General features: G+C 62.0%; 26 protein-coding genes. 12 read left to right on the plus strand and 14 right to left on the minus strand.

Going from position 1 to position 22562, the window contains the following annotated elements:
- Positions 1-466: 466 nt before the first annotated feature.
- The 4 genes from VFL62_RS03770 to VFL62_RS03785 all read left to right on the plus strand — a co-directional run bounded on the left by VFL62_RS03770 (position 467) and on the right by VFL62_RS03785 (position 4709).
- Positions 467-967 carry a hypothetical protein gene (locus tag VFL62_RS03770; protein ID WP_325171039.1) on the plus strand — a complete coding sequence of 167 codons (501 nt, stop codon included), beginning with the start codon at positions 467-469 and terminating at the stop codon, positions 965-967.
- A gap of 186 nt (positions 968-1153) precedes the next feature.
- Entirely contained in the window at positions 1154-3394 is a 2241-nt protein-coding gene (locus VFL62_RS03775) for a PAS domain-containing hybrid sensor histidine kinase/response regulator (RefSeq protein WP_325171040.1), read from the plus strand.
- Between the two features lie 257 nt (positions 3395-3651).
- On the plus strand, positions 3652-4119 hold the full coding sequence (locus VFL62_RS03780) for a hypothetical protein (RefSeq protein WP_325171041.1): 468 nt from the start codon (positions 3652-3654) through the stop codon (positions 4117-4119).
- Positions 4119-4709 carry an alpha/beta hydrolase gene (locus tag VFL62_RS03785; RefSeq protein ID WP_325171062.1) on the plus strand — a complete coding sequence of 197 codons (591 nt, stop codon included), beginning with the start codon at positions 4119-4121 and terminating at the stop codon, positions 4707-4709. Before VFL62_RS03780 ends, VFL62_RS03785 begins: the two co-directional genes overlap by 1 nt.
- 86 nt (positions 4710-4795) lie before the next feature.
- Here the strand turns inward: VFL62_RS03785 and coaA are convergent, their stop codons facing one another.
- The 7 genes from coaA to hisB all read right to left on the minus strand — a co-directional run bounded on the left by coaA (position 4796) and on the right by hisB (position 9572).
- Positions 4796-5752, minus strand: coding sequence for a type I pantothenate kinase (coaA, locus tag VFL62_RS03790; protein WP_325171042.1), 957 nt, complete (start codon positions 5750-5752; stop codon positions 4796-4798).
- A 36-nt stretch (positions 5753-5788) separates the two neighbouring features.
- On the minus strand, positions 5789-6112 hold the full coding sequence (locus VFL62_RS03795) for a phosphoribosyl-ATP diphosphatase (RefSeq protein WP_325171043.1): 324 nt from the start codon (positions 6110-6112) through the stop codon (positions 5789-5791).
- An 86-nt stretch (positions 6113-6198) separates the two neighbouring features.
- Positions 6199-6972: an imidazole glycerol phosphate synthase subunit HisF gene (gene hisF, locus VFL62_RS03800; protein WP_325171044.1), complete on the minus strand. Its 774-nt coding sequence runs from the start codon at positions 6970-6972 to the stop codon at positions 6199-6201.
- A 65-nt stretch (positions 6973-7037) separates the two neighbouring features.
- Positions 7038-7778 (minus strand): 1-(5-phosphoribosyl)-5-[(5-phosphoribosylamino)methylideneamino]imidazole-4-carboxamide isomerase, encoded by a 741-nt coding sequence (gene hisA / locus VFL62_RS03805; RefSeq protein ID WP_325171045.1) that lies wholly within the window; start codon positions 7776-7778, stop codon positions 7038-7040.
- A complete protein-coding gene (gene hisH / locus VFL62_RS03810; protein ID WP_325171046.1) occupies positions 7775-8425 on the minus strand; it encodes an imidazole glycerol phosphate synthase subunit HisH in 651 nt (216 codons plus the stop codon). Before hisH ends, hisA begins: the two co-directional genes overlap by 4 nt.
- Positions 8422-8952, minus strand: coding sequence for a DUF2628 domain-containing protein (locus VFL62_RS03815; protein WP_325171047.1), 531 nt, complete (start codon positions 8950-8952; stop codon positions 8422-8424). Before VFL62_RS03815 ends, hisH begins: the two co-directional genes overlap by 4 nt.
- A 26-nt stretch (positions 8953-8978) precedes the next feature.
- Complete coding sequence (gene hisB / locus VFL62_RS03820) at positions 8979-9572, minus strand: imidazoleglycerol-phosphate dehydratase HisB (RefSeq protein ID WP_325171048.1); 594 nt, start codon at positions 9570-9572, stop codon at positions 8979-8981.
- 221 nt (positions 9573-9793) lie between these two features.
- On the opposite strand from hisB, the gene hslV reads away from it, so the two are divergent.
- The 5 genes from hslV to VFL62_RS03845 all read left to right on the plus strand — a co-directional run bounded on the left by hslV (position 9794) and on the right by VFL62_RS03845 (position 14123).
- Entirely contained in the window at positions 9794-10354 is a 561-nt protein-coding gene (hslV, locus tag VFL62_RS03825; protein ID WP_325171049.1) for an ATP-dependent protease subunit HslV, read from the plus strand.
- A gap of 3 nt (positions 10355-10357) precedes the next feature.
- Complete coding sequence (locus tag VFL62_RS03830; protein ID WP_325171050.1) at positions 10358-10840, plus strand: GNAT family N-acetyltransferase; 483 nt, start codon at positions 10358-10360, stop codon at positions 10838-10840.
- Between the two features lie 42 nt (positions 10841-10882).
- Positions 10883-11482 carry a DUF2585 domain-containing protein gene (locus tag VFL62_RS03835; RefSeq protein WP_325171051.1) on the plus strand — a complete coding sequence of 200 codons (600 nt, stop codon included), beginning with the start codon at positions 10883-10885 and terminating at the stop codon, positions 11480-11482.
- 47 nt (positions 11483-11529) lie between these two features.
- Positions 11530-12831 carry an ATP-dependent protease ATPase subunit HslU gene (gene hslU / locus VFL62_RS03840; protein WP_325171052.1) on the plus strand — a complete coding sequence of 434 codons (1302 nt, stop codon included), beginning with the start codon at positions 11530-11532 and terminating at the stop codon, positions 12829-12831.
- 203 nt (positions 12832-13034) lie between these two features.
- On the plus strand, positions 13035-14123 hold the full coding sequence (locus VFL62_RS03845; protein WP_325171063.1) for a hypothetical protein: 1089 nt from the start codon (positions 13035-13037) through the stop codon (positions 14121-14123).
- 4 nt (positions 14124-14127) lie between these two features.
- Here VFL62_RS03845 and VFL62_RS03850 read toward each other — a convergent pair whose 3' ends face one another.
- Genes VFL62_RS03850 through VFL62_RS03860 form a run of 3 tightly spaced genes read right to left on the minus strand, consistent with a single transcriptional unit; the run spans position 14128 to position 16929 of the window.
- Positions 14128-14706: a Smr/MutS family protein gene (locus tag VFL62_RS03850; RefSeq protein WP_325171053.1), complete on the minus strand. Its 579-nt coding sequence runs from the start codon at positions 14704-14706 to the stop codon at positions 14128-14130.
- Between the two features lie 11 nt (positions 14707-14717).
- Complete coding sequence (locus VFL62_RS03855; RefSeq protein WP_325171064.1) at positions 14718-16211, minus strand: murein transglycosylase A; 1494 nt, start codon at positions 16209-16211, stop codon at positions 14718-14720.
- Between the two features lie 13 nt (positions 16212-16224).
- Positions 16225-16929: a Tim44/TimA family putative adaptor protein gene (locus tag VFL62_RS03860; protein WP_325171054.1), complete on the minus strand. Its 705-nt coding sequence runs from the start codon at positions 16927-16929 to the stop codon at positions 16225-16227.
- A gap of 464 nt (positions 16930-17393) precedes the next feature.
- Here VFL62_RS03860 and secB point away from each other — a divergent pair, with 464 nt between their 5' ends.
- Positions 17394-17885 carry a protein-export chaperone SecB gene (secB, locus tag VFL62_RS03865; RefSeq protein ID WP_325171055.1) on the plus strand — a complete coding sequence of 164 codons (492 nt, stop codon included), beginning with the start codon at positions 17394-17396 and terminating at the stop codon, positions 17883-17885.
- Between the two features lie 22 nt (positions 17886-17907).
- On the opposite strand, the gene dnaQ is transcribed toward secB, so the two are convergent.
- The 4 genes from dnaQ to VFL62_RS03885 are packed head-to-tail and all read right to left on the minus strand — an operon-like array spanning position 17908 to position 20694.
- On the minus strand, positions 17908-18636 hold the full coding sequence (gene dnaQ, locus VFL62_RS03870; RefSeq protein ID WP_325171056.1) for a DNA polymerase III subunit epsilon: 729 nt from the start codon (positions 18634-18636) through the stop codon (positions 17908-17910).
- Between the two features lie 15 nt (positions 18637-18651).
- Positions 18652-19251 carry a dephospho-CoA kinase gene (gene coaE, locus VFL62_RS03875; protein WP_325171057.1) on the minus strand — a complete coding sequence of 200 codons (600 nt, stop codon included), beginning with the start codon at positions 19249-19251 and terminating at the stop codon, positions 18652-18654.
- 1 nt (position 19252) lies between these two features.
- On the minus strand, positions 19253-19861 hold the full coding sequence (locus VFL62_RS03880) for a Maf family protein (protein ID WP_325171058.1): 609 nt from the start codon (positions 19859-19861) through the stop codon (positions 19253-19255).
- Entirely contained in the window at positions 19858-20694 is an 837-nt protein-coding gene (locus tag VFL62_RS03885; protein WP_325171059.1) for a pyruvate, water dikinase regulatory protein, read from the minus strand. The genes VFL62_RS03880 and VFL62_RS03885 overlap by 4 nt, the downstream gene beginning before the upstream one ends.
- Positions 20695-21158: 464 nt before the next feature.
- Here VFL62_RS03885 and hemJ point away from each other — a divergent pair, with 464 nt between their 5' ends.
- Together hemJ and rho are read left to right on the plus strand one after the other, a co-directional pair.
- Positions 21159-21584 carry a protoporphyrinogen oxidase HemJ gene (gene hemJ / locus VFL62_RS03890; RefSeq protein ID WP_325171060.1) on the plus strand — a complete coding sequence of 142 codons (426 nt, stop codon included), beginning with the start codon at positions 21159-21161 and terminating at the stop codon, positions 21582-21584.
- Positions 21585-21843: 259 nt separating this feature from the next.
- Positions 21844-22562, plus strand: a 719-nt coding sequence (rho, locus tag VFL62_RS03895) for a transcription termination factor Rho (protein WP_325171061.1), incomplete at its 3' end; no start/stop codon positions are given.

Here is a 22562-nt window from a genome sequence, read left to right on the forward strand (position 1 = left end):
CAACCTGCGGTGACTAACTCGTACGCTTTTTCTTTTGCGTGCGAGGCTGCGGGCGAGCCAAACGCCCGGCATTCCCTGCGCCCTCTGGTTTTGGAGGGACGTTGTTTTTGAGAACTCGGGCGAATCAAGCCGCGAGAACGGACAGTCGTGCCCAACTCGATACTCGTCATTCCGGAATCCATTACGCCACACGAGTGCTTGGAGAAATCAATTCTCAGGTGCGCAATTGCGCACCATAGCTCGCGCGTGCGCGCGTCCCGGAATGACGAAGAGGAGATGACAATTTGGATCTTTCACGCCACCCCGCGACGACGTCGCACGCGAGATCGGTACGGATGCGCGGCGAGCGGAGACGGAACAGCAGGAGGCGCCGCACCGTCAACCGCCCGGTAACCTGTTTTGTTTACGCTTTGCCAACCATGAGCCTCCGCAGTTCGCGGAGGGCGAGTACATGCAGGCGGTTCTGATGTTGCGTTTGAAAGTTCTGGCCTCGGCCGTTCCCCTCGTTGCGGCGCTGCTGTTTGCGCGCGGCGGGCTGTTGCCGGCCTCGCACCCCTGCATCGCGATCTCGGATACATCAGTTGCAATCGCCGACCTGCCGTGGCGCGCCGATCTTCATGTCGCTTTCTCCGAAGACCCGAAAGCGGCGACGGTGCGCGTGCAGATCACCGAGGACGCCGAGGCCGCGGATTTTGCCTTTGTCGACGGGGCCGACGCCGCCGAAGCCAACGCCTGCGAGACCAACGCTGCAGCGCAAGCCGTCTCGATCTCGGACGGCGCCGCGGGCGGCACGCCCGTCATCTATCTGTCGAACGATGGTCCGGCCGACTATCGGATCTTCGTGCGGTCGCGGACGTTCTCGATGCGCGAGGCCGCCGCGCTCGTGGTCGGTGCCGACATCACCCGCCAGGCGCTGGTGCCGCACATCGACGTTCCGCTCAAGGTGGCGGCGCGTTCGTCGTATTAGCGCCCACTCAGGCGCGCCGCTCGCTTGCGAGGCGCGCCGGCAGGCTCGGTTTTGGCGTTTTAATTCGCCGTTAACCATGCTCTCAGCGTGGCCGGAACGAGCTGGCATCCTCAAGCACTTCGCAAGGTGGTGCGCGGCATCTTCGTTGCCAAACACGCGAAGCAAGAATTCCCTGGGTGATCGGTGATGGGGCGGACGGGCCGGATCAAGCTGCACTTGCGACGCTTTTCGCGTCGCCATCCCCGGATATCAGCTGCGGTTCGCTCCTTTATCATCTTCTCGGCAGCGTTCGGCGGCGCCTACGGCTTCGTCTCCGGCAGCCGGTCCGACAAGTACGATCCCAACAATTTCGCGATCGGCGCCAGCTTTCTGTTTGCGATCGCCTGCCTCGCGCTCGCCACCGTCAGCATGCGCCTGCGTTTCCTGCGCAAGAAGATGCGCAAGCTCGCGCTGCATAACGAGGCGATGGCCGACCGCAACTGGGAGCTCCAGGAAGCCGAGGAGCGTGTGCGCAGCCTGTTCGAATCCCAGGGCGACCTGATCGTGCTGCGCGACGGCGACGACCGGATCACGTTCGCCAACGACGCTTTTTGCGAGATGGCCCGCAAGACTCGCGACGAACTGATCGGCAGCCGCTTTCAGTTCACGGTGCTGGAGCAGGGCGACAGCGCCATCGAACCCAACGGCACGCGGATTCACGATCAAAGGATCGAGACTGCTTTAGGTCCGCGATGGATCGCCTGGCGCGAGGCGCTGGTTCGTTTCGATGCGGGTGCGCCGGCCGAGATGCAGTGCGTCGGCCGCGACGTGACCGATCGTACCGAGACCGAGCGCGCGCTGGCGGAAGCCCGCGATCAGGCCGACGCCGCCAACCGCGCCAAGTCGCGTTTCCTGGCGATGGCGAGCCACGAAATCCGCACCCCGCTCAACGGCATCATCGGCATGAGCACGCTGCTGCTCGACACCGCGCTCACGCCCGAGCAGATGACCTATGCGAAGGCGGTGAAAACCTCCGGCGATGCGCTGCTGACGCTGATCGAGGAACTGCTGGACTATTCCAAGATCGAGGCCGGCAAGATCGATCTGGAATCGCGCCCTTTCGCGCTCGCGACCTTGATCGAGGATATCACCGAACTGCTGGCGCCACGCGCGCAGGCGCGCAAGCTCGAGATCGCCGCCTATGTCGACGACCGCCTGCCGGCGCAGGTGATCGGCGATGCGGCACGCCTGAGGCAGGTGCTGCTCAACCTCGCCGGCAATGCGATCAAGTTCACGGCGTCCGGCGGCGTGGCGCTGATCGTCGAGCCCGGCATCTGGCCGAACGAAATTTCCTTCCTGGTGCGCGACACCGGCATCGGCATCGCGCCCGAGGCGCAGGCGCGCATCTTCCGCGAATTCGAACAGGCCGACGACGGCATCGCCCGAAGCTATGGCGGCACCGGTCTTGGCCTCAGCATTTCGGAGCGCATCGTCAAGCGCATGGGCGGGCGCATCACGCTTGAAAGCACGCTTGGCGAGGGCTCGACCTTCGAGGTCAGCGTGCCGTTGGCGGTAAGCGACGACCCGCAGCCACCTTTCGCCGCGCCCGATCTGACCGGCCGCTCGGTGATGCTGGTAGCGCCGCAGAGCATCGAAGCCTCGCTGATTGCACGGCGGCTCGAGCGCTGGGGCGGGCAGACCTGCCTGGTTTCCGATCCCGACGTGGCGCAGGCCTTGCTGCCGGAACGGAGCTGGCACGCCGTCCTGCTCGACCACGCGATGGGTATCGAGAAGGTCGAGCAGCTCGCCACCGCGGGGCGCGGTTTCGCCTCGCAGCGGATCGTGATGTTCACGCCGGCTTCGCGGCAGGAATTGCAGTTCTCGGCCGCCTCGGCTCTGACCGGCTACCTGGTCAAGCCGCTGCGCGCCGCCTCGCTCGCCGCTCGCCTTGCCGGCGCGCCTGATATCCCGGCGCCGCGCCTTGGCGATGAGGCCCTGACCGAACCGAAACAGGCCGCGGAAATCAGGCCGGCCGCCGCTCTTGGACTTTCGGTGCTGGTCGCCGAAGACAACGAGATCAACGCGCTTTTGATGCGCTCGCTGCTGACCCGGCTTGGACATCAGGTCCTGATCACGACCAATGGCGAGGAGGCGCTGGAATCCTGGCTTGCGGCGAAATCGGCCGAAACGCCCTACGATCTGGTGCTGATGGACATTCAGATGCCGGGTCTCGACGGCATCGAGGCCACCAAGCGCATGCGCGCCAGCGAAGCCGCCGCCTCGGGGCGCCGGACACCGATCCTGGCCCTCACCGCCAACACGCTGGCCGAAGACCGCCATGCCTGCTTTGCGGCCGGCATGGACGGATTCCTGGTCAAGCCGCTTGATCGCGACAAGTTGGCGGAGGCTTTGGCGGGGCTCGGCACTTCACCGCAGGTCGTGGCCTGACGCACGGCAACATTGCCGCCAGGATTGATGCGCCATAGCAGTCATTGCGAGCGCAAGCGAAGCAATCCAGAGCTTCGCCCAAAGCCGACTCGATTGCTTCGTCGCTCCAGCGCAAAATTGCTCCGCAATTTTGTCGCGGGCTCCTCGCAATGACGACCTTCCCAAGGCAAAGCAGCCCTGCCCTCGCCTGCCTTGACAGCGGCGGCCGATTCCACTGAGCATCGACCTCAATCAAGAAGGTGTCAGGGAGGCATTCGATGCGCGGCAGGCTTTTGCGTTTTTCATGTCTGGTGATGTCGGTACTGTTGGGCGGCATTTCTTTCTCGCCCCAGGCAAGCGCCAAGGAGCCGAAGCTCGAATCGTCCGACGTCATGATCCCGTCGGGAGATACGGGAATCGAGCTGTTCGTGCGCAACAAGCACCTTGCCGGGCGCGAAAGTTCACCCGACAAGATCCTGATCTTCGTGCATGGCGCGACCTATCCGGCGGAGACCGCTTTCGATTTGCCGATCGAAGGCGTGTCGATGATGGACTTGATCGCGATGCGCGGCTACGACGTCTACCTCGTCGACGTCCGCGGCTATGGCCGCTCGACGCGGCCGGTGGAAATGAGCCAGCCGCCGGAAGCCAATAAACCGATCGTGTCGACAAAGGTCGCCGCGCATGATCTCGGCGCCGCGGTCGATTACATCCTCAAGAAGCGCAAGGTGACGAGATCAACGTGATGGGCTGGTCGTGGGGCACCTCGATCGCGGGCTCCTACACGGCCGAACACAACGACAAGGTGGCGAAGCTCGTGCTCTACGCGCCGCAATGGATTCGCAACGAACCGGCCGCGCCGCCGACGACGCCGCTCGGTGCCTATCGTCTGGTTTCGAAGGATTCCGCCAAGGCGCGCTGGCTGAAGGGTGTTGCGGAAGACAAGCAGGCTGATCTTATTCCGCCCGGCGTGTTCGAGGCCTGGGCGGCCGCGACCTGGGCCACCGATCCCGAGGCGTCAAAGCACAATCCGCCGATGCTGCGTGCCCCTAACGGGGTGATGGAGGACAGCGCCAGCACCTATGGCGCCGGCAAGGCACTCTACGATCCCGGCAAGATCACGGTGCCGACGCTCCTGCTGCACGCGGAGTGGGATGCGGACCTGCCGTCCTATCAGGCACAGGGCTATTTCACGCAGCTCAAGAACACGCCGTACAAGCGGCTGATCGAGCTTTCCGAAGGCACGCACACCGTGATGCTGGAGAAGAACCGCATGCAGTTCTTTCACGAGCTGATGGGATTTCTCGACGAGGAGCGGCCGCTGGCGCTGAAATAGCAAGCATGATGCGGAAAAGCGGGAACCGGTTTTCCCTCGCGACAAACGCTTGAGCGTTTGCGCGGAGATCATGCTTCAAAACAGGGTCAGAGGCGCCGTAGCGCGACCGTCTCGACGACGTGGTCGGCGCCTTTCTTGAGAATCAAGGTCGCGCGCGGCCGCGTGGGCAGGATGTTGTCCTCGAGATTGGCGAGGTTGGTCCGTTCCCAGATCGCGATCGCAGTGGCGGTGGCTTCGTCGTCCGACAGCAGCGCGTAGCGGTGGAAATACGATCGCGGATCATGGAACGCGGTGTCGCGAAGCGTCAGGAAGCGGCGGACGTACCAGTCGCGCAGCACCGGCTCCTCGGCGTCGATATAGACCGAGAAGTCGAAGAAGTCGGAGACGACGGGCACCGCCTTGCCATCGCGCGGCAGGCGGCCGGTCTGCAGCACGTTCACGCCCTCGACGATCAGGATGTCGGGCCGGTCGACCTCGTTCCATTCGTTGGGAATGATGTCGTAGGTCAGATGCGAATAGACCGGGGCGCGCACCTTGGCTCGCCCCGACTTGATGTCGCTGAGGAACGACGACAACCGCGGCAGGTCGTAGCTTTCAGGAAAGCCCTTCTTCTGCATCAGGCCTTGCCGCTCGAGCACGGCATTCGGATAAAGAAAGCCGTCCGTCGTGACCATGTCAACCTTCGGCCGCGGTGACCAGCGCGCCAGCAGCGCTTGCAGCACGCGCGCGGTGGTGGACTTGCCGACCGCGACCGAACCAGCGACCCCGATGATGTAGGGCACCTTGCGGTCGCGAATGCCGAGGAATTGACGCTGCGCATAATACAGCCGTTGCGTGGCGTCGACATAGATCGAGAGCAGCCGGGACAGCGGCAGATAGATCTCTTCGACCTCCTTAAGGTCGAGGCGGTCGTGCATCGAACGCAGCTTGTCGAACTCGCCGGGCTCAAGCGTCATCGGCGTGTCATCGCGCAAATGCGCCCACTGCTCCCGGGTAAAGATCCGGTAGGGATTATATTGCTGATCCGGTGCCCTGATATCCATTGGCGGCGCCTGTTTGTTAATCGCGCTTACGCGTTGTCAGTCGCGCTTACGCGCAGCTTTCTCCTCGAGGCCGGACATGCCGGTCCGCTTTTCCAGCGCCGCCTCGACTTCCTCGAGCCTGACGCCACGCGACTTCCACAACACCAGCAAATGAAACAGCACATCAGCGCTTTCAGCAATCAGGTGGTCACGGTCGTCGCCGAGCGCGGCGATCACGGCTTCCACCGCCTCTTCGCCGAACTTCTTCGCGCAATGCTCCGATCCCTTGTCCAAGAGCTTGCGGGTATAGGACGCCTCGCCACCCGATGCCGCGCGGGCATCGATGATCTTTTCAAGGTCAGGAAGCGAAAACCGCTGCATCACGTCAAACTCAACTTAGAAACACACAGACACCGTCACGGGTCGCAATCGCCGCTGAAATGTAGCACTTCTGTTATAAAGAGTCGTTAGGGATCGAGCCGCATGGCGAGGCCGGCGCGGGCCATATGATCCTTCGCCTCGCGAATGGTAAATTCGCCAAAATGGAAGATCGAGGCGGCCAGCACCGCGTTCGCGTGCCCCTCGCGGATACCGTCGACCAGATGATCGAGATTGCCGACCCCGCCGGAGGCGATCACCGGTACCGAAACGCTGTCGGCGATGGCCCGGGTCAGAGCCAAGTCAAAGCCCTGCTTGGTGCCGTCGCGGTCCATCGAGGTCAGAAGGATTTCGCCGGCGCCGAGCGAAACGACTTCCTGGGCATATTCGATGGCGTCGATGCCGGTTTCCTTGCGGCCGCCATGGGTAAAGATCTCCCAGCGGTCCGAACCGCCGCGTTTGACCCGCTTGGCGTCGATCGCGACCACGATGCACTGATCGCCGAATTTTTCGGCAGCCTCTTTGACGAATTCGCGGCGGCTGACCGCCGCGGAATTGATCGAGGCTTTGTCCGCGCCGGACCGCAGCAGCGTGTTGATATCGTCGATCGTCCGCACGCCGCCGCCGACGGTAAGCGGCATGAAACAGGCTTCCGCCGTGCGCCGGACCACGTCGAGCATGATGCCGCGGTTTTCGTGGGTCGCGGTGATGTCGAGAAAGCAAAGCTCGTCGGCGCCGGCAGCGTCATAGGCAATCGCGGCTTCGACGGGATCGCCGGCGTCGCGCAGGTCGACGAAATTGACGCCCTTGACGACTCGTCCGTCTTTCACATCGAGGCAAGGGATGACGCGGACCTTGAACATCGGATTCTCCTACGTCTTTGTCCTGCGCATGATCTTTTCGGAAAACCGGTTTCCACTTTTCCGGATCATGCGATCGCCCGCGCGCTACGGATCAGCGCCAGCGCGGCGGCAGGATCGAGCCGGCCGTCATAGAGCGCGCGGCCAACGATGGCGCCGGCGAGCTTCCGGGCCGCAGGATCGAGCAACGCCCTCACATCATCGATCGAGGCAAAGCCGCCGGAAGCAATCACGGGAATGGAGATGCGCTCGGCGAGCGCGATGGTGGCTTCGAGGTTGAGGCCCTTCAACAGGCCGTCGCGGGCGATATCGGTGAAAATAATTGCCGCCACGCCGGCATCCTCGAATCGTTGCGCGATATCGAGCGCTGTTACTTCGGATGTCTCCGCCCAGCCCTCGACCGCAACCCTGCCGTCACGCGCATCGAGACCGACCGCGACGCGGCCGGGAAACTTCTTCGCGGCGTTCTTCACCAATTCCGGATCGCGCACCGCGGCGGTGCCGATAATCACCCGCGTAATGCCTTTTTCAAGCCAGGCTTCGACCGTGCGCAAATCGCGGATGCCGCCGCCGAGCTGTACCGGCATCCTGACCTTGGCGAGCATTGCCTCGACTGCATGCGCGTTGACCGGCTTGCCGGCAAAGGCGCCATCGAGATCGACGACATGGAGATATTCGAATCCCTGGGCCGCAAAGCTCGCCGCCTGCGCCGCCGGATCAAGATTAAAGACAGTGGCGCGCGCCATGTCGCCCTGCTCCAGGCGCACGCATTGCCCATTCTTCAAATCGATCGCGGGAAAAAGAATCACGGCTTCCACTTCAAGAAGTTCGAGATCAAGGCGAGTCCGAAACGCTGGCTCTTTTCGGGGTGAAATTGCGTGCCGATCGCGGTGTCGCGGCCGACGATCGCCGTCAACGGCCCGCCGTAATCGGCGCGCGCCAGCACATCGTCCTCGTTAGCGGCATTGAGGTGATAGGAGTGCACGAAATAAGCGTGGCGGCCTTTCGGCCCCAACGGCAGACGTTCGAGCACGGGATGCTCGCGCAGCACGTCGAGCGTATTCCAGCCCATGTGGGGAATTTTCAGACTCTCGTCACGCGGTGAAATTTTTTCGACATCGCCGGCAATCCAGTTGAAGCCGTCCGTCGTGACGTATTCCTTGCCGCGCGTCGCCATCAACTGCATGCCGACGCAGATGCCGAAGAACGGCCGCGCCTTGTGCCTCACGGCCTCGTTGAGCGCCTCGACCATGCCGTTCACGGCATCGAGACCACGGCGGCAATCGGCAAAGGCGCCGACGCCGGGCAGCACGATTCGATCGGCGCGATAGACCGCCTCGGGGTCTCGTGTGACGAGGATCTTCTCGCCGGTTTCCATGCTGCGGCTGGCGCGCTCGAACGCCTTCGCCGCCGAGTGCAGGTTGCCGGAGCCGTAGTCGACGATGGCGACAGTCATCGCGATGCTCCCGGTTCCGGAAACAGACCGATAATCTCGTCGCGTGGCGATGACGGAGGCCGCGAAAATGCCTGTCCCGGGATATCACGCGTCGGTGGCGGCGCGCCGCGATCGATCGACGGCTGATCGTTGGCGCTCACGCGCTGCCGCGCGGTCCAGCGATCAAAAAAGCGGCGCTCGGCTGCTTCCTCGTCATCGGCGACCACGATCTCGAGCTGCCGCCAGTTGCGGCGCGAGAGCGTCCATCGCCGCAGGCTTGCGGCCTCAAATCCCAACAGCAATGCGAGCAGCGCATCGACCAGGAACACGACGCCCGCCGCGACGCCGAGCTTGACCATCGCAATGTCGAGCACCGTCATCAGCACGATCCAGCCCAGCAGCGCGAGCCACAGGCGATGCCAGGCCAGCCACACCACGCCGAAAAGCGCGGCCCAAACGTGAAAACCATCGCGCACGAACGCAAAGCGGTCGGTGGCGCGGAAATCCACGGCATACGCGACGGGCGCATGAACGGTATAGACCGGCATTTCTACTCTCCGCTCAACAAGCGGGATCAGCCGCCGAGCTGACCCTTGGTCGATGGCACCTCGCCTGCCGCGCGCGGATCGATCGCAATCGCGGTCCGCAGCGCGCGCGCCAGGCCCTTGAAACAGGACTCGGCGATATGATGGCTATTCTCGCCATATAGGGTCTCGACGTGCAAAGTCACGCCGGCATTCATCGCAAAGGCGTTGAACCACTCGCGCACCAGTTCAGTGTCGAACTGTCCGACCTTGTCGCGCGGAAACTCCGCCTTGAACACCAGCACCGGCCGGCCCGAAATATCGATCACGACGCGCGACAACGTCTCGTCCATCGGCATGTGGATGCTGGCATAGCGGGTGATGCCGGCCATGGTTCCCAGCGCCTGCTTCACCGCCTGCCCGAGCGCAATGCCGACATCTTCCGTGGTGTGGTGATGATCGACATGAAGATCGCCGTTGGCCTTCACCGTGATGTCAATGCGGGAATGCCGCGCGAGCAGATCAAGCATATGGTCGAAGAAGCCGATCCCGGTCGCAACGTTGGATACGCCGGTGCCGTCGAGGTTGACGGTCACCTCGATATCGGTCTCTTTCGTCTTGCGCTTGATGGTGGCGCTGCGCATGAAGTCGTTCCTTGAAGCAAGCCATTGGCCGAAAACGCGGTTCTTTTATCAGGCTCCCCTCGACCCCGCTACAGCCGGATGGCCTTTGGGCAGCCCAACTTCAACCTATGGTGACCGAAATCGGGGCTTGGCGCGGGTGACCAGGAGGCCGCCGGCCGGAAGCCTTGTGTTGTAACCGCGCCGCCCTGCCCCTAAATCTGGCGAAGTTGAAAGGATCCTCCATGCATTCATCTGCTCCGGAAACGCCGGTTTGGCACGGCACCACCATTTTAACCGTCCGCAAGGGCGGCAAGGTTGTGGTCGGTGGCGACGGCCAGGTCTCGGTCGGCCAGACCGTCATCAAGTCCAATGCCAAAAAGGTCCGCAAACTCGGCAAGGGCGACGTGATCGGCGGCTTTGCCGGCGCCACTGCCGATGCTTTCACGCTGTTCGAGCGGCTCGAAAGCAAGCTCGAGCAGTATCCCGGGCAGTTGACCCGCGCCGCGGTCGAACTTGCCAAGGACTGGCGAACCGACCGTTATCTACGGCGGCTCGAGGCGATGATGATCGTCGCCGACAAGGACGTTTCGCTGGTTTTGACCGGCACGGGCGACGTTCTCGAACCGGAACAGGGCGTGATGGCGATCGGCTCGGGCGGCAACTATGCATTGGCCGCCGCCCGCGCCCTGATCGACACCGACAAGGATGCCGAGACCATCGTGCGCCGTTCGCTCGATATCGCGGCCGATATTTGCGTCTACACCAACCGCAACGTCACGATCGAGACGCTGCAGGGCGGTTAGGGAATGACCGCCTACGCGTTCCGCCCGATGTCAGTGAGCGATCTTGCGACGGTCAAGCGCTGGCTGGAAACGCCGCATGTCAGCGAGTGGTGGCACGATCCGGCCGAACAGTTCGAACTCGTGAGCGGCGACCTCGACCATCCCGACATGGCGCAGTTCATCGTCGCGGCCGACGGGCGTCAGTTCGCTTACTTGCAATGCTATAATTTGAGCGCCTGGAATACCGGCTTTGGCCCGCAGCCGGCGGGCACGCGCGGGCTTGATCAATTCATCGGCGAGGCGGACATGCTCGGCCGCGGACACGGCTCGGGCTTTGTTCGTGCCTTCGCCGATCGATTGCTGGAATCCGACACGCCGCGCGTCGTGACTGATCCCGATCCCGCCAACGCCAGGGCGATCCGCGCCTACGAAAAAGCGGGATTCTGCCGCGACCGCCTCGTCGATACGCCGGATGGACCGGCGCTGTTGATGGTGCGGCGTCGCTGACGGCACTTGTATCCGGGCGCGTTTTAGACCTAGCTGGAACCCATGACCGCGACCCCTCACGACGCACCTGTTCCGCTTTCCACCCGAAGCTGGGTGCTGATCGCAGCTATCCTGCTTGTCGTGCAGGCCTCGCTTCTGTTCGCGATGGGCCGCGTGCCGATCTGCACCTGCGGTTACGTCAAGCTTTGGCATGGGGTGGTGCAAAGCTCCGAGAATTCCCAGCACATCGCCGACTGGTATTCGTTCTCGCACGTCATCCACGGCTTCCTGTTCTATGCCGCAACCTGGATGCTGTTTTCGAAGTCGCCCTGGCCGGCGCGGCTGACCTTGGCCATGGTGATCGAAATCGGCTGGGAGCTGGTCGAGAATTCGAACTGGATCATCGAGCGATACCGCAGCGCCACCGTCTCGCTCGACTATTTCGGTGACAGCATCGTCAATTCGGTCTCCGACACGCTATTCATGGTGGCCGGCTTCCTGCTGGCGAGGAACCTTCCGGTATGGGTGATCGTCTTGCTTGCGATCGCCTTCGAAATCCTGGTCGGTCTTCACATTCGCGACAATCTGACGCTCAATATCATCATGCTGATCCACCCCTTCGAGGCGATCCGGCAATGGCAAGCCGGCCCTCCGATTATCTGAAACAAAAACGGCTTGCTCCCGCGAGACTCCAATCCTAGCTAGAAGCCATGACCGACTTTTCTCCCCGTGAAATCGTATCCGAGCTCGACCGCTTCATCGTCGGACAGGCCGACGCCAAACGCGCGGTTTCCATCGCCTTGCGCAACCGCTGGCGGCGCCAGCAGCTTGCCGAGGGCCTGCGCGAGGAAGTGTTGCCGAAAAACATCCTGATGATCGGCCCCACCGGCGTCGGCAAGACCGAGATCGCGCGGCGGCTGGCAAAGCTCGCCAGTGCGCCGTTCCTCAAGGTCGAGGCCACGAAATTCACCGAGGTCGGCTATGTCGGCCGCGACGTCGAGCAGATCGTCCGCGATCTCGTCGAGGTCGCGATCGCGCAGACCCGCGAGAGAAAGCGCAAGGATGTTCAGGCGCGGGCGCAGCTCGCCGCCGAAGAGCGCGTGCTCGATGCCCTGGTCGGCGCCAATGCGAGCGCGGCCACCCGCGACTCCTTTCGAAAGAAGCTTCGCGCCGGCGAACTCAACGACAAGGAAATCGAGGTTGAGACCCAGACCTCCGGCGGGATGCCGATGTTCGAAATCCCGGGCATGCCTGGCGCGCAGATGGGCGCGATCTCGATCGGCGACATCTTCGGCAAACTGGGCGGTCGCACCAAGACGCGGCGGCTGACGGTTGCCGGTTCGCACGAAATCCTCGTCAACGAGGAGGCCGACAAGCTGCTCGACACCGACCAGCTCGTGCTCGAGGCGATCGCGGCGGTCGAGAACAACGGCATCGTTTTCCTCGATGAGATCGACAAGATCTGCGTGCGCGACGGCCGTGTCGGCGGCGAAGTGTCCCGCGAGGGGGTGCAGCGCGATCTGCTGCCGCTGATCGAAGGCACCACGGTGTCGACCAAGCACGGTGCAGTGAAGACCGACCACATCCTTTTTATCGCCTCCGGCGCGTTCCACATCGCCAAGCCTTCGGACCTGCTGCCGGAATTGCAGGGCCGGCTGCCGATCCGCGTTGAGCTCGAAGCCTTGACCCGCGATGACATGCGCCGGATTCTCACCGAGCCGGAAGCGTCGCTGATCAAACAGTATGTCGCACTGATGCAGACCGAAGGCGTCACGCTCGACATTACCGACGGCGCGATCGATGCGCTCGCCGATATCGCGGTTGCCGTCAATTCCACGGTCGAGAATATCGGCGCGCGGCGCCTGCAAACCGTCATGGAACGCGTGCTGGATGAGATTTCCTTTGCCGCACCGGATCGGCACGGAGAAACCATCCGCATCGACGCAGACTACGTCCAAAAGCACGTCGGCGACCTCGCCAAGAATGCCGATCTGAGCCGGTTCATTCTATAGCCACCCAGTTCTAGTCGTCGTCCCCGCGAAAGCGGGGACCCATAACCCCGGGCTCCCGTTACAACGAAAGCGGCTCTCGTCTTGGCTCAATACCAACATCAGTGGTTATGGGTCCCGGCTCGCGCTCGCGATGGCTCGCTTGGCCGGGACGACGGAAAGTGGCGAGCGTGAATCCGGGTGCGTGGCAAAATCCCTGGCGCGTGATGCTCGCCGTCAACGTCGCCGTGATCACCGGGGTGTTCATTCACAAGATCACGCTGCCGCCTTACGTTCCCTACATCCATCTGCTGGTCGATTATCATTTCGGGTTCGTCAAGCGCGCGCTGATCGGCGAGATCGTATCGCTGTTCACGCAGAAGGTCCCGGTCTGGCTGGTGTTCGCGCTAGGCGGCGCGGTCTGGCTTTTGACCGCCGCACTCTTTGTGAAGCTGTTCCGGCGCACTTTCGGCTTTAATGAAGCGCACCTGCCGCTGTTCGTTTTCACCGCGGGCTCGCCATTCTTCCTCAAGAACTTCATGCACACGCTCGGGCACTTCGATATTTACGGCTGCCTGTTCGCGATCGTCCTGCTGCTGATCCCGGCGCAATCGGTTGGCTTCGTGCTGCTCGCAGCGCTTCTTTCCGTGATCCTGATCCTGATCCACCACATCCATCTTTTGATGTATGTGCCGACGATCGCCGTGATCGTGGTGATCAGGCATTATCTGACGGGCGGCATCAAGACCAGCAACCTTGCGATCGGCGCGATCGCGATACTTTCGCTTGGCGCGCTCTTTGTCGCCTTGCAGTTCTGGGGAACGATGCCGGTTCCGGAAGCCGATTTCGTCGCCTATCTCAAGACCCGAATGGCCGACCCCACCCGCACCGACCTCCTCGGCTTCAGCTTCATCTGGTATCAGCCGCTGGCTAAGGAAATCAGCGATACCTGGGCGCGCCTGCCCTCGAACCTGCTCGGCGTGCCCGTCTACGCGGCGCTGATCTGGCTGCATTCACCACTGTGGGGATATTTTGCCAATTCCATCCGGGCGCTGTCGGATGAACGGCATCGCCGCATCGTCGTCGCCGGAATCATCGGCGTCACGGTTGCGGCTCTCATCATGTTTGGGATCGTGTTCGATTACGCGCGATGGACTTCAAACTGGGCAGTCTGCCTCTTTCTCATCCTGCATGCCGTGAAGACGCTGCCTTGCTCCAAGAAAGTCGAGCCGATATCGAGCCGCGATCGCAAGACAAACGCGTTCGGCTGGATCGTGAGCTTGATCCCGCGCGTCGGCGTGATTCGGCCGTTCTAGAAAGTTAAACGCGCGATCGCCGGATCCGCACGTAGAGCGCGCCCGCGCCGCCGTGGCCGATATGAGCCTCTTCGAAGCCGACCACCAGCGTTCGAAATTCCGGCTGGCTCAGCCATTGCGGCACTTGCCGGCGAAGCACGCCGCGCTCGGATTCCGCGCCGAGCTTGCCCTTGCCAGTGATGACAAGCACGAAGGTCAGGCCATCGCCATGCGCACGGTGCAAAAATCCGGACAGGGCGCGATGCGCCCGCGCCTGCGTCATACCGTGAAGGTCGAGACGCGCCTCGATCTCCTTCTTTCCCTTTGATAGCTGCGCACGCTCACGGCGACCGATCGGCACCAGCGGCGGCGCGAGCGGCTTTTTGGGCGGAACAGCGGCGACGGGAATTGCTGACTGGGTGCGGGGCGCTCTGACGGAAACGAGCGTTTCCGCTTCTGCACGAACGGCAAGGGGAGCAGCCAGGCGGTGCTTCTTTCGAAGCGGTTTGATCTGTTTGGCGACGCTTTCCCAGAGCGCGTGCTCTTCCTCGCTTAGAGACCGCTTGCGGCGCGGCGGATCAGGGATGACGGGCGGTCGCTTCATATCTGTTTTTGTTAGCGATGACGGTGACGGCGGCTTGGACGCTCAGGCTCTATCACCGGCCGCGCCTCGGGCAGCGGTATTTTTTCGGTTGCCTGCGCGAGGGGGACCTGCGCCGGTTTGGCCGGCTCATTCGCCGGCTGCTGTGGCTTGTCCGTCGAAGTTTCAGTGGGCGGAAACAGCTTGGCGATTTTTTCTGACGGCCGCGGATCGGGCAGCGGCATCTTGCGGCCGCGGGCGACGGGGTCGAGGCTCTTCGGCACCAGCATGACAAAGCGCATGTTGTGGCGAAAACGCCCCGAAATGCGACCCGCTTCGCTGCCGGCGCCATAATAGATATCGGCACGCGCCGGACCGGTGATCGCCGAGCCCGTGTCCTGGGCGACCATCAGGCGCCGAAACGGCGTTTTCGATTGTGCCGATGCGATCGGCAGTTCGCCCTCGATGAAAAACAACGTGCCATAGACGTGAAGCGAATTGTCGACCGCGATCGAGCGTCCCGGCGTCAGCGGCACGCCTTGCGCGCCCACCGCCTCATCCTTGTCGGAGAGCGGTACCTCGCGAAAGAACACGTAAGCGCGGTTTTGCCGTCGCAACTCCTTCGCACCGTCGGGATTCTGCTCCATCCACTCCCTGATCTTCTGCATCGACATCTGTTCTCTTGGAATGATGCCGCGCTCGATCAGGACACGGCCGACGGCCGTGTACGGATAGCCGTTATGCGCATCGTAATTGATGCGGATGGTCGAGCCGTCCTGAAGCTTGATCCGCGCCGATCCCTGGATTTGCGCGAACAATAGATCTGTCGGGTCTTTCAACCAGCAGATCTCGAGGCCGCGGCCGGCGATCGCGCCGTCTTCGATTTCGCCGCGATCATAGTAAGGCACGAGTTTGCGGCGACCGATCTTGCGAAACACCTGGCCTTTGTTGGGAAGACCGGGCGAGTCCTGCTTGAACCCGCGCACGAACAGATTGGACGGACGCCGATACACCGGCACGTTGTAAACATCGGTCTGGGTGCGCGATCCCTCGAGAATCGGCTCGTAATAGCCGGTCACAAAGCCGGCGTCCTCGCCGAGCCGCGAGATCTGAAGAGGCCGGAAATTTTCCTCGAAGAAAGCGCGGGCTTTCGCATCCTCCGTGATATCGCGCGCCTTGGCCGTGCGGCAGGGCTCGCGCAGGGAAGCGCCGAGCGCCTTGGAATCCTCCGGCGGATTTTTCTGTAGCGCGATCGAGGCGCAACTGACGCGAAACGCCTTGTAGGCTTGCACGTGATCGTCCGAGGCCCAACCGGCGATGTCCGCCCAACCCAACGGGGTATATTGAGCGCCGTTGACCTCGAGCGGCCATTCGCGCGCTGGATAGGGAAGGACGCGCGGCGCCGGCGCTTCAGGATGGATGTTGCGCGAGTTGAGGGCGGGACGTGCCTTGCGGGCAGCGGTTGCCGCAAGCGGGAGGACCGATAGCGCCAAGCCCATCACACCAAGGGTCGCGGCAATGCGCCGCATCCGATGCGTGGGATCAGTGAGCGCTACCCGTTCCAACCAGCTTCCAGTTCGGATCTCGCGAGGTCGGGTCGCGGGCGAAGGTCCAGACATCGGTGATATCGGCAACCTTGTCCGGATTGCCGTCGACAATGGCGCCGGTCTTGTCGCGGGTGACCGAGATCATCTGCGAGACAAAGCGGACCGTGAGCTGCGCGTTGCGCTCGCGCGCTTCGGCGCCGACGATCTCGGCCTTGTCGATCGAAACGAAGCGAGTCTCGGTCTTGCGCTCCTGACGCTCGCGTTCCTTGATGGCGGCATCGAAGCTGTCATAGACCTCGCTCGACAGCAGATCTTTCAACGCCCGCCGGTCGCCATTGGCAAAGGCCAGCACGATCATCTCGTAGGCACTCCGCGCGCCGCTGACGAAATGACGCGGATCGAACGAGGAATCCTGGGCGGCAATCCCGTCAAGACCCTGGGCCAGCGGCGTTCCGGGCTCGGCAAATCCCTTCCAGCGATCGCTCGGCGGCACAACGTCGGTGCTCGGCGCCAGCGGCGTTTGATCGATCACGGTTCCAGGGATCGGAACGACATTGCTGTCTGGTGCACCCTGCACGACATTGCGCGCGGCGCGATCATAGGGCGGCCGTTCGTTTCCGGTGCGCTGCCCGAGGACATTGCGCAGGCGCAGAAAGATGAACACGGCCAACGCCAGAAAGATGATCGTATAAATGTCCACGTCGAATTCGCTTTCCGATTCCAAGCGCCGGCGGCTGGCTCGGCGGTAGAGCCCGTATGGGCCATATTACATCATCGATCGGCGAGCCGTATGTAAGCACGAAACCTTGGCCGGCCAATGGCATCCGCCACCGAGAAATCCGGGGTGATTGCTTAACGGCCAGCCCTTCAATTTTCGCCGGTTTGTCTCAAGACGAATTGTATCGCGTTCAGGCCTGAGGGGGAACCCTCAAGTGACCAGAAATGTCGCATCTTCAATCGTTTAGGCGTCCCGCCCGTTCCCGGCCTTCACACAATTGAACAAATTCGGCCGCTTCCGCGTACCGCCTTCATGCTCGTCCTTGTGGAAAGAGGCGGGCCTATGATAGCCACTCGCCCCGACAACGCTTTTTTCGCTTCCGTTTTTCGGCGAATCCGGACGCGCCAAACGGCTCCGCATCGCCAAACCGCTCCAGGAGACTTCGCATGACCAACGGCAATGGCACGCCCCCCGAGGCGGCTCCTCCTCCGCAGCTGAACGTGTTGGCGCAGTACACCAAGGATCTGTCGTTCGAAAACCCGAATGCACCGGCTTCACTGGCGCCGCAACAGCAGCAGCCCGCGATCAACATCCAGATCAACGTCAACGCCAATAACGTCGGCCAGGACGATTATGAGGTCGCACTGTCGGTCGAAGGCAAGGCCGAAGGCGGCGGCAAGGTGATGTTCTCTTTCGAGCTGGTCTATGCCGGCGTGTTCCGCATTCTCAACGTGCCGAAGGAAAACCTGCATCCGCTGGTCATGATCGAATGCCCGCGCCTGCTGTTTCCGTTCGCCCGCGAAATCATCGCCACCGCTGTACGCGATGGCGGCTTCCCGCCCTTGATGCTCGATCCCGTCGATTTCGTCGGCCTGTACCGCCAGAACATGGAACGACAGGCGGCCGAGATGCAGGCTTCGCAGGTCAAGCCAAGCTAGCTTCGCTCCAAGCTGGATTTAATCAGAGCGAGGCCGGGAAGAAGTCGTTCCAGATCGGCTTGTCGCCCAGCGTCGCGACGAAAGCGCGGTGGGCTTCACGGTCGGCCTCGCTAACCCGCGCGGCGAGCGGAATTTCGCGCTGGCGCCGCGGCATGTCGCCAACGCCGGCCACGCGGATTTCACGGGTTTCGGATGCCAGAATGAGCTGCGACTGCCGCGCTCCGATCAGGTCGATATAGACCTCGGCGAGAAGCTCGGCATCGAGCAGCGCGCCGTGCTTGGTACGCCTGGAGTTATCGATCTGATAACGCGAGCAGAGATCATCGAGGCGATTCGACACGCCCGGATGTTTGCGCCGCGCCAGCAGCAACGTGTCGACCAGCCGCTCCCGCGGGATTGGCGGCCGCTTGATGCGATCGAGTTCGGCATTGAGGAAGCTGATGTCGAACGAGGCGTTGTGGATGACGAGCGGCGCGTCGCCGATGAAGGCCAGGAACTCGTCGACCTCTTCTTCGAACAATGCCTTGGTCGCTAGAAACTCGCTTGAGAGCCCGTGCACGGCGAAGGCTTCCGCCGGCATGTCGCGCTGGGGATTAAAATAACGATGAAAGGTCTGCCCGGTCGGCATCCGGTTGAAGATCTCGACGCAGCCGACTTCGACCAGGCGATCGCCGCGCAACGGATCAAGGCCGGTGGTTTCGGTATCGAGAACGATTTCGCGCATTGAATAAAGGGACCGCCGATCAGACAAACACGAGCGGACGAATCAGGTTCGTCGCGGCGTCATTTTAGCAGCCTCGGCCAAAATGTCGCGAATGCGGGCGCGAACAGGATCGAGACCATGCGAGGTATCCACGAGGAAATGCGCGCGCTTGCGCTTTTCCGCATCCGGCATCTGCCGCGCCAGGATAGCGCCGAGCTTTTCTTCGGTCATGTTCGGACGCGCCAAGATCCGCTCGCGTTGAAGTTCCGGGCTCGTCGTCACCACCACCACGGCATCGACGCGCTTCTCGCCCCCGGTTTCGAACAATAGCGGCACGTCGACCACCGCAACCGGCGCGCCGGCGTTTTCGGCGTCTTGCAGAAATTTTTGCCGCGATGCGCCCAGCATCGGATGAACGATCTCTTCCAGCCGTTTCATGGCGGCGGGGTCGTGCACCACGCGGGCCGAGAGCTTGTTGCGGTCGACCCTGCCACCTTCGGTCGTACCGGGAAACGCCGCCTCGATCGCAGCAACCGCCTCGCCTTCATAGAGGCGATGCACCGCGGCATCCGCGTCGTAGACCGGCACGCCCGCCTCGACGAACAGCGACGCTGTGGTCGACTTTCCCATTCCGATCGAACCCGTCAGTCCAAGGACGATCATCTTAAATAGCCAATAAGTGTTGAGCGCGCAGAAATGCGCACAGAGGCAGCAGCGGCAGGCCGAGGATTGTGAAGTGGTCGCCTTCGACCTGCTCGAACAAGTGCACGCCAAGACCTTCAAGCTGATAGGCACCGACGCTGGAAGTGACCGCAGGTCCGGCCGCGTTCAGATAGTTCTCGATGTCGGCATCACGAAGTGGCCGCATGCTCATGCGGGCGATCGAAACCTGCTCGAACAGCAGTTTCCCATCACGCACCACCGCCACCGCGGCATGAAGTTCATGGCGATGGCCCGCCAGCACACGCAGTTGATCGGCAGCTTGCGCCCTGCCCGTCGGCTTGTTGAAAATGCGCGTGCCCAGCGCCAGCGTCTGATCCGCGCCGATCACAAGCTGCGTCGGATGGCGCATCGAAACCGACTTGGCCTTTTCGCGCGCCAGGAGCTTTGCAATTTCACCAGGTGCCGACAGGCCGGAGGATACCTGGATGGCTCGCTCGTCGATGTCGGCCGGGTCGCTCTCGAATGCAATCCCGGCATTGGTCAACAGCATCTGCCGCGCCTTGCTTTGCGAGGCCAGCACCAATGGCTCCTTGCCCAGCCAGATCGTCATTCGGACAGCCGGTGCCGCTGCCGGTCAGCGAAAAGCTTCAGCACCGCGGCGGCGGTTTCCTCGATCGATCGGCGGGTGACGTCGAGCTGAGCCCAGTTGAACTTGGCGCTCAGCCGCCGCGCATAGGCAACCTCATCGGCCACCGCCTGGCGATCGATATACGTGTCGTTGTCACGATCGCCCATACTCAGCAACCGGTTCTGCCTCACCTGAATCAACCGCTCCGGCGTCGCATGCAGGCTGACGACCAGCGGCTTGGTGAGTGTTTCCAGCTGATGTGGAATCGGAATCCCCGGCACCAGCGGCACGTTGGCGGTGCGGATGCCGCGGTTGGCCAGGTAGATCGAGGTCGGCGTTTTCGAGGTGCGGGAGACGCCGACGAGAATAACGTCGGCCTCCTCGAGACCTTCGGTATGCTGACCGTCGTCATGCATCATCGTGTAGTTCAGGGCATCGATCCGTTTGAAATACTCGGCGTTGAGGACATGCTGGGCCCCTACCCGGCCCGAGGTCGGCGCGCCGAGATAGGCCTGGAACAACTGCATCACCGGTCCGATGATCGACAGGCTCGGAATGTTGATTTCCAGGCATTTGGATTGAAGCTTGGAGACCAGATCCTTCTCCAGCAGCGTGAACAGCACGATTCCCGGCGCTTCCTCGATCTCGCTCAAGACGCGGTCGAGCTGCTTCTGGCTGCGAACCAGCGGATAGACATGCTCGACAGGGGTCACGTTGGCGTATTGCGCGGCGACGGCGCGCGCCACGGTGATCAGCGTCTCGCCGGTCGAATCGGAGACCAGATGCAGGTGGAAATAGTTGCTGGAAGTAGGCACGAAAAACTCTGTGTGATCTGTGAATCCTTGTGGAGGCTGCGCAAGAGATCGCCGGCAGCGTTCCCCGCTCGGGGATATCCGGCTTTTTTCTTCACAACGCTCCCGGCAAGGATAACTCCAATTCGCTCGACTGACGTTAGTGGGGTTTTGTGGATTTGTCTCTTTATAACCTGCAGGCACCGTTGGCCAAACGACTGAAACAGCAACCGATATGGCGATCAGGCCGAGGGAGGCCGGAATTGTCGATAGATGTGCGCAACTCCTGAAAAACGTTCGGATGCTTTTGTGCGAGTCCAATCCACGGCCACTCAGACTCAAACCTTAAGATTCTAAAATTATTAGTTTAGATAAGAGCCCTTGCGGATATCTCTCGTGGACGTCACGAAGGATGTCTTCGCCGCAAGATGATGGGCCTCTCATGGCAGAGTTCGTCATCTTTCGTGCGATCCCTTGGAGAGTAAGCCGTGTATGAGTGGATCAAGGCGCTGCACGTGATCGCGGTCATCTCCTGGATGGCCGGCATGCTCTATTTGCCGCGGCTGTTCGTCTATCATTGCGAGGCGGAACCGGGTTCGAAGCAGTCCGAGACGTTCAAGGTGATGGAACGGCGGCTGCTGAAGGCGATCATCAATCCGGCGATGATTGTGACGTGGTTGGCCGGACTTTATCTCGTGTGGGCCGGCCATTGGTTGTTCGTGAGCTGGTGGATTTACGGCAAACTGGTCTTGGTGCTGACGCTATCCGGCGTCCACGGCTTTTTTTCCCGTTGGGTGAAGGATTTCGCCGCCGACCGGAATCAGAGGTCACAGAAATTTTATCGTGCAATCAACGAGGTACCGACCGTTCTGATGATCGGGATCGTCATCCTGGTAGTGGTCAAGCCATTTTAGGCGAGGTCACCCGCGGCATCCTGCCTCGACGCCATCTTGCGGAAACTCCGTCGATTTTCTATATTGCTGACATTCCCACCCTACGCAGGCGGATGTGAACGCGTTCCGGTTTCCTCATTTGGACCGGCCGCCGCATCAGGTTTGAAGCCTCCTCGGCGCTTTCCTTGCTCAGACCTGCGGACCTTCTGACTTGGGTTCGCATTTCCAAAAAGCCTCCTTGCACCCCCTCCTCTCGTAAGTACCCCACAGGACCATCCCAATGCGGGAAATCAAACTCCAAGACCTCAAAGCCCAGACTCCGGCGGAGCTCGTTGCATTCGCCGAGGAGAAAGGGGTCGAAAACGCCAGCACGATGCGCAAGCAGGAGCTGATGTTTGCCATTCTCAAGCAACTCGCGATCCAGGAAATCGACATCATCGGCGAAGGCGTCGTCGAGGTTCTCTCCGACGGCTTCGGCTTCCTGCGCTCGCCGGACGCCAACTACCTGCCCGGCCCCGATGATATCTATGTCTCGCCGTCGCAGATTCGCCGTTTCGGCCTTCGTACCGGCGATACCATCGAAGGCCATATCCGCAGCCCGAAGGAAGGCGAACGCTATTTCGCGCTCCTCAAGGTCAACACGCTCAATTTCGAAGACCCGGAAAAATCCAAGCACAAGGTCAACTTCGACAACCTGACCCCGCTTTATCCCGATGAGCGGCTGAAGATGGAATACGAAGACCCGACCAAGAAGGACCTGTCGGCCCGCGTCATCGACATCGTCGCGCCGATCGGCAAGGGCCAGCGCGCGCTGATCGTCTCGCCACCGCGCACCGGCAAGACCGTGCTGCTGCAGAACATCGCGCACTCCATCACCCACAATCATCCGGAATGCTACCTGATCGTGCTGCTGATCGACGAGCGGCCGGAGGAAGTCACCGACATGCAGCGCTCGGTGAAGGGCGAGGTGGTGTCGTCGACCTTCGACGAGCCGGCCAC

Source organism: Bradyrhizobium sp. (assembly GCF_035701725.1).
Lineage (GTDB): Bacteria > Pseudomonadota > Alphaproteobacteria > Rhizobiales > Xanthobacteraceae > Bradyrhizobium.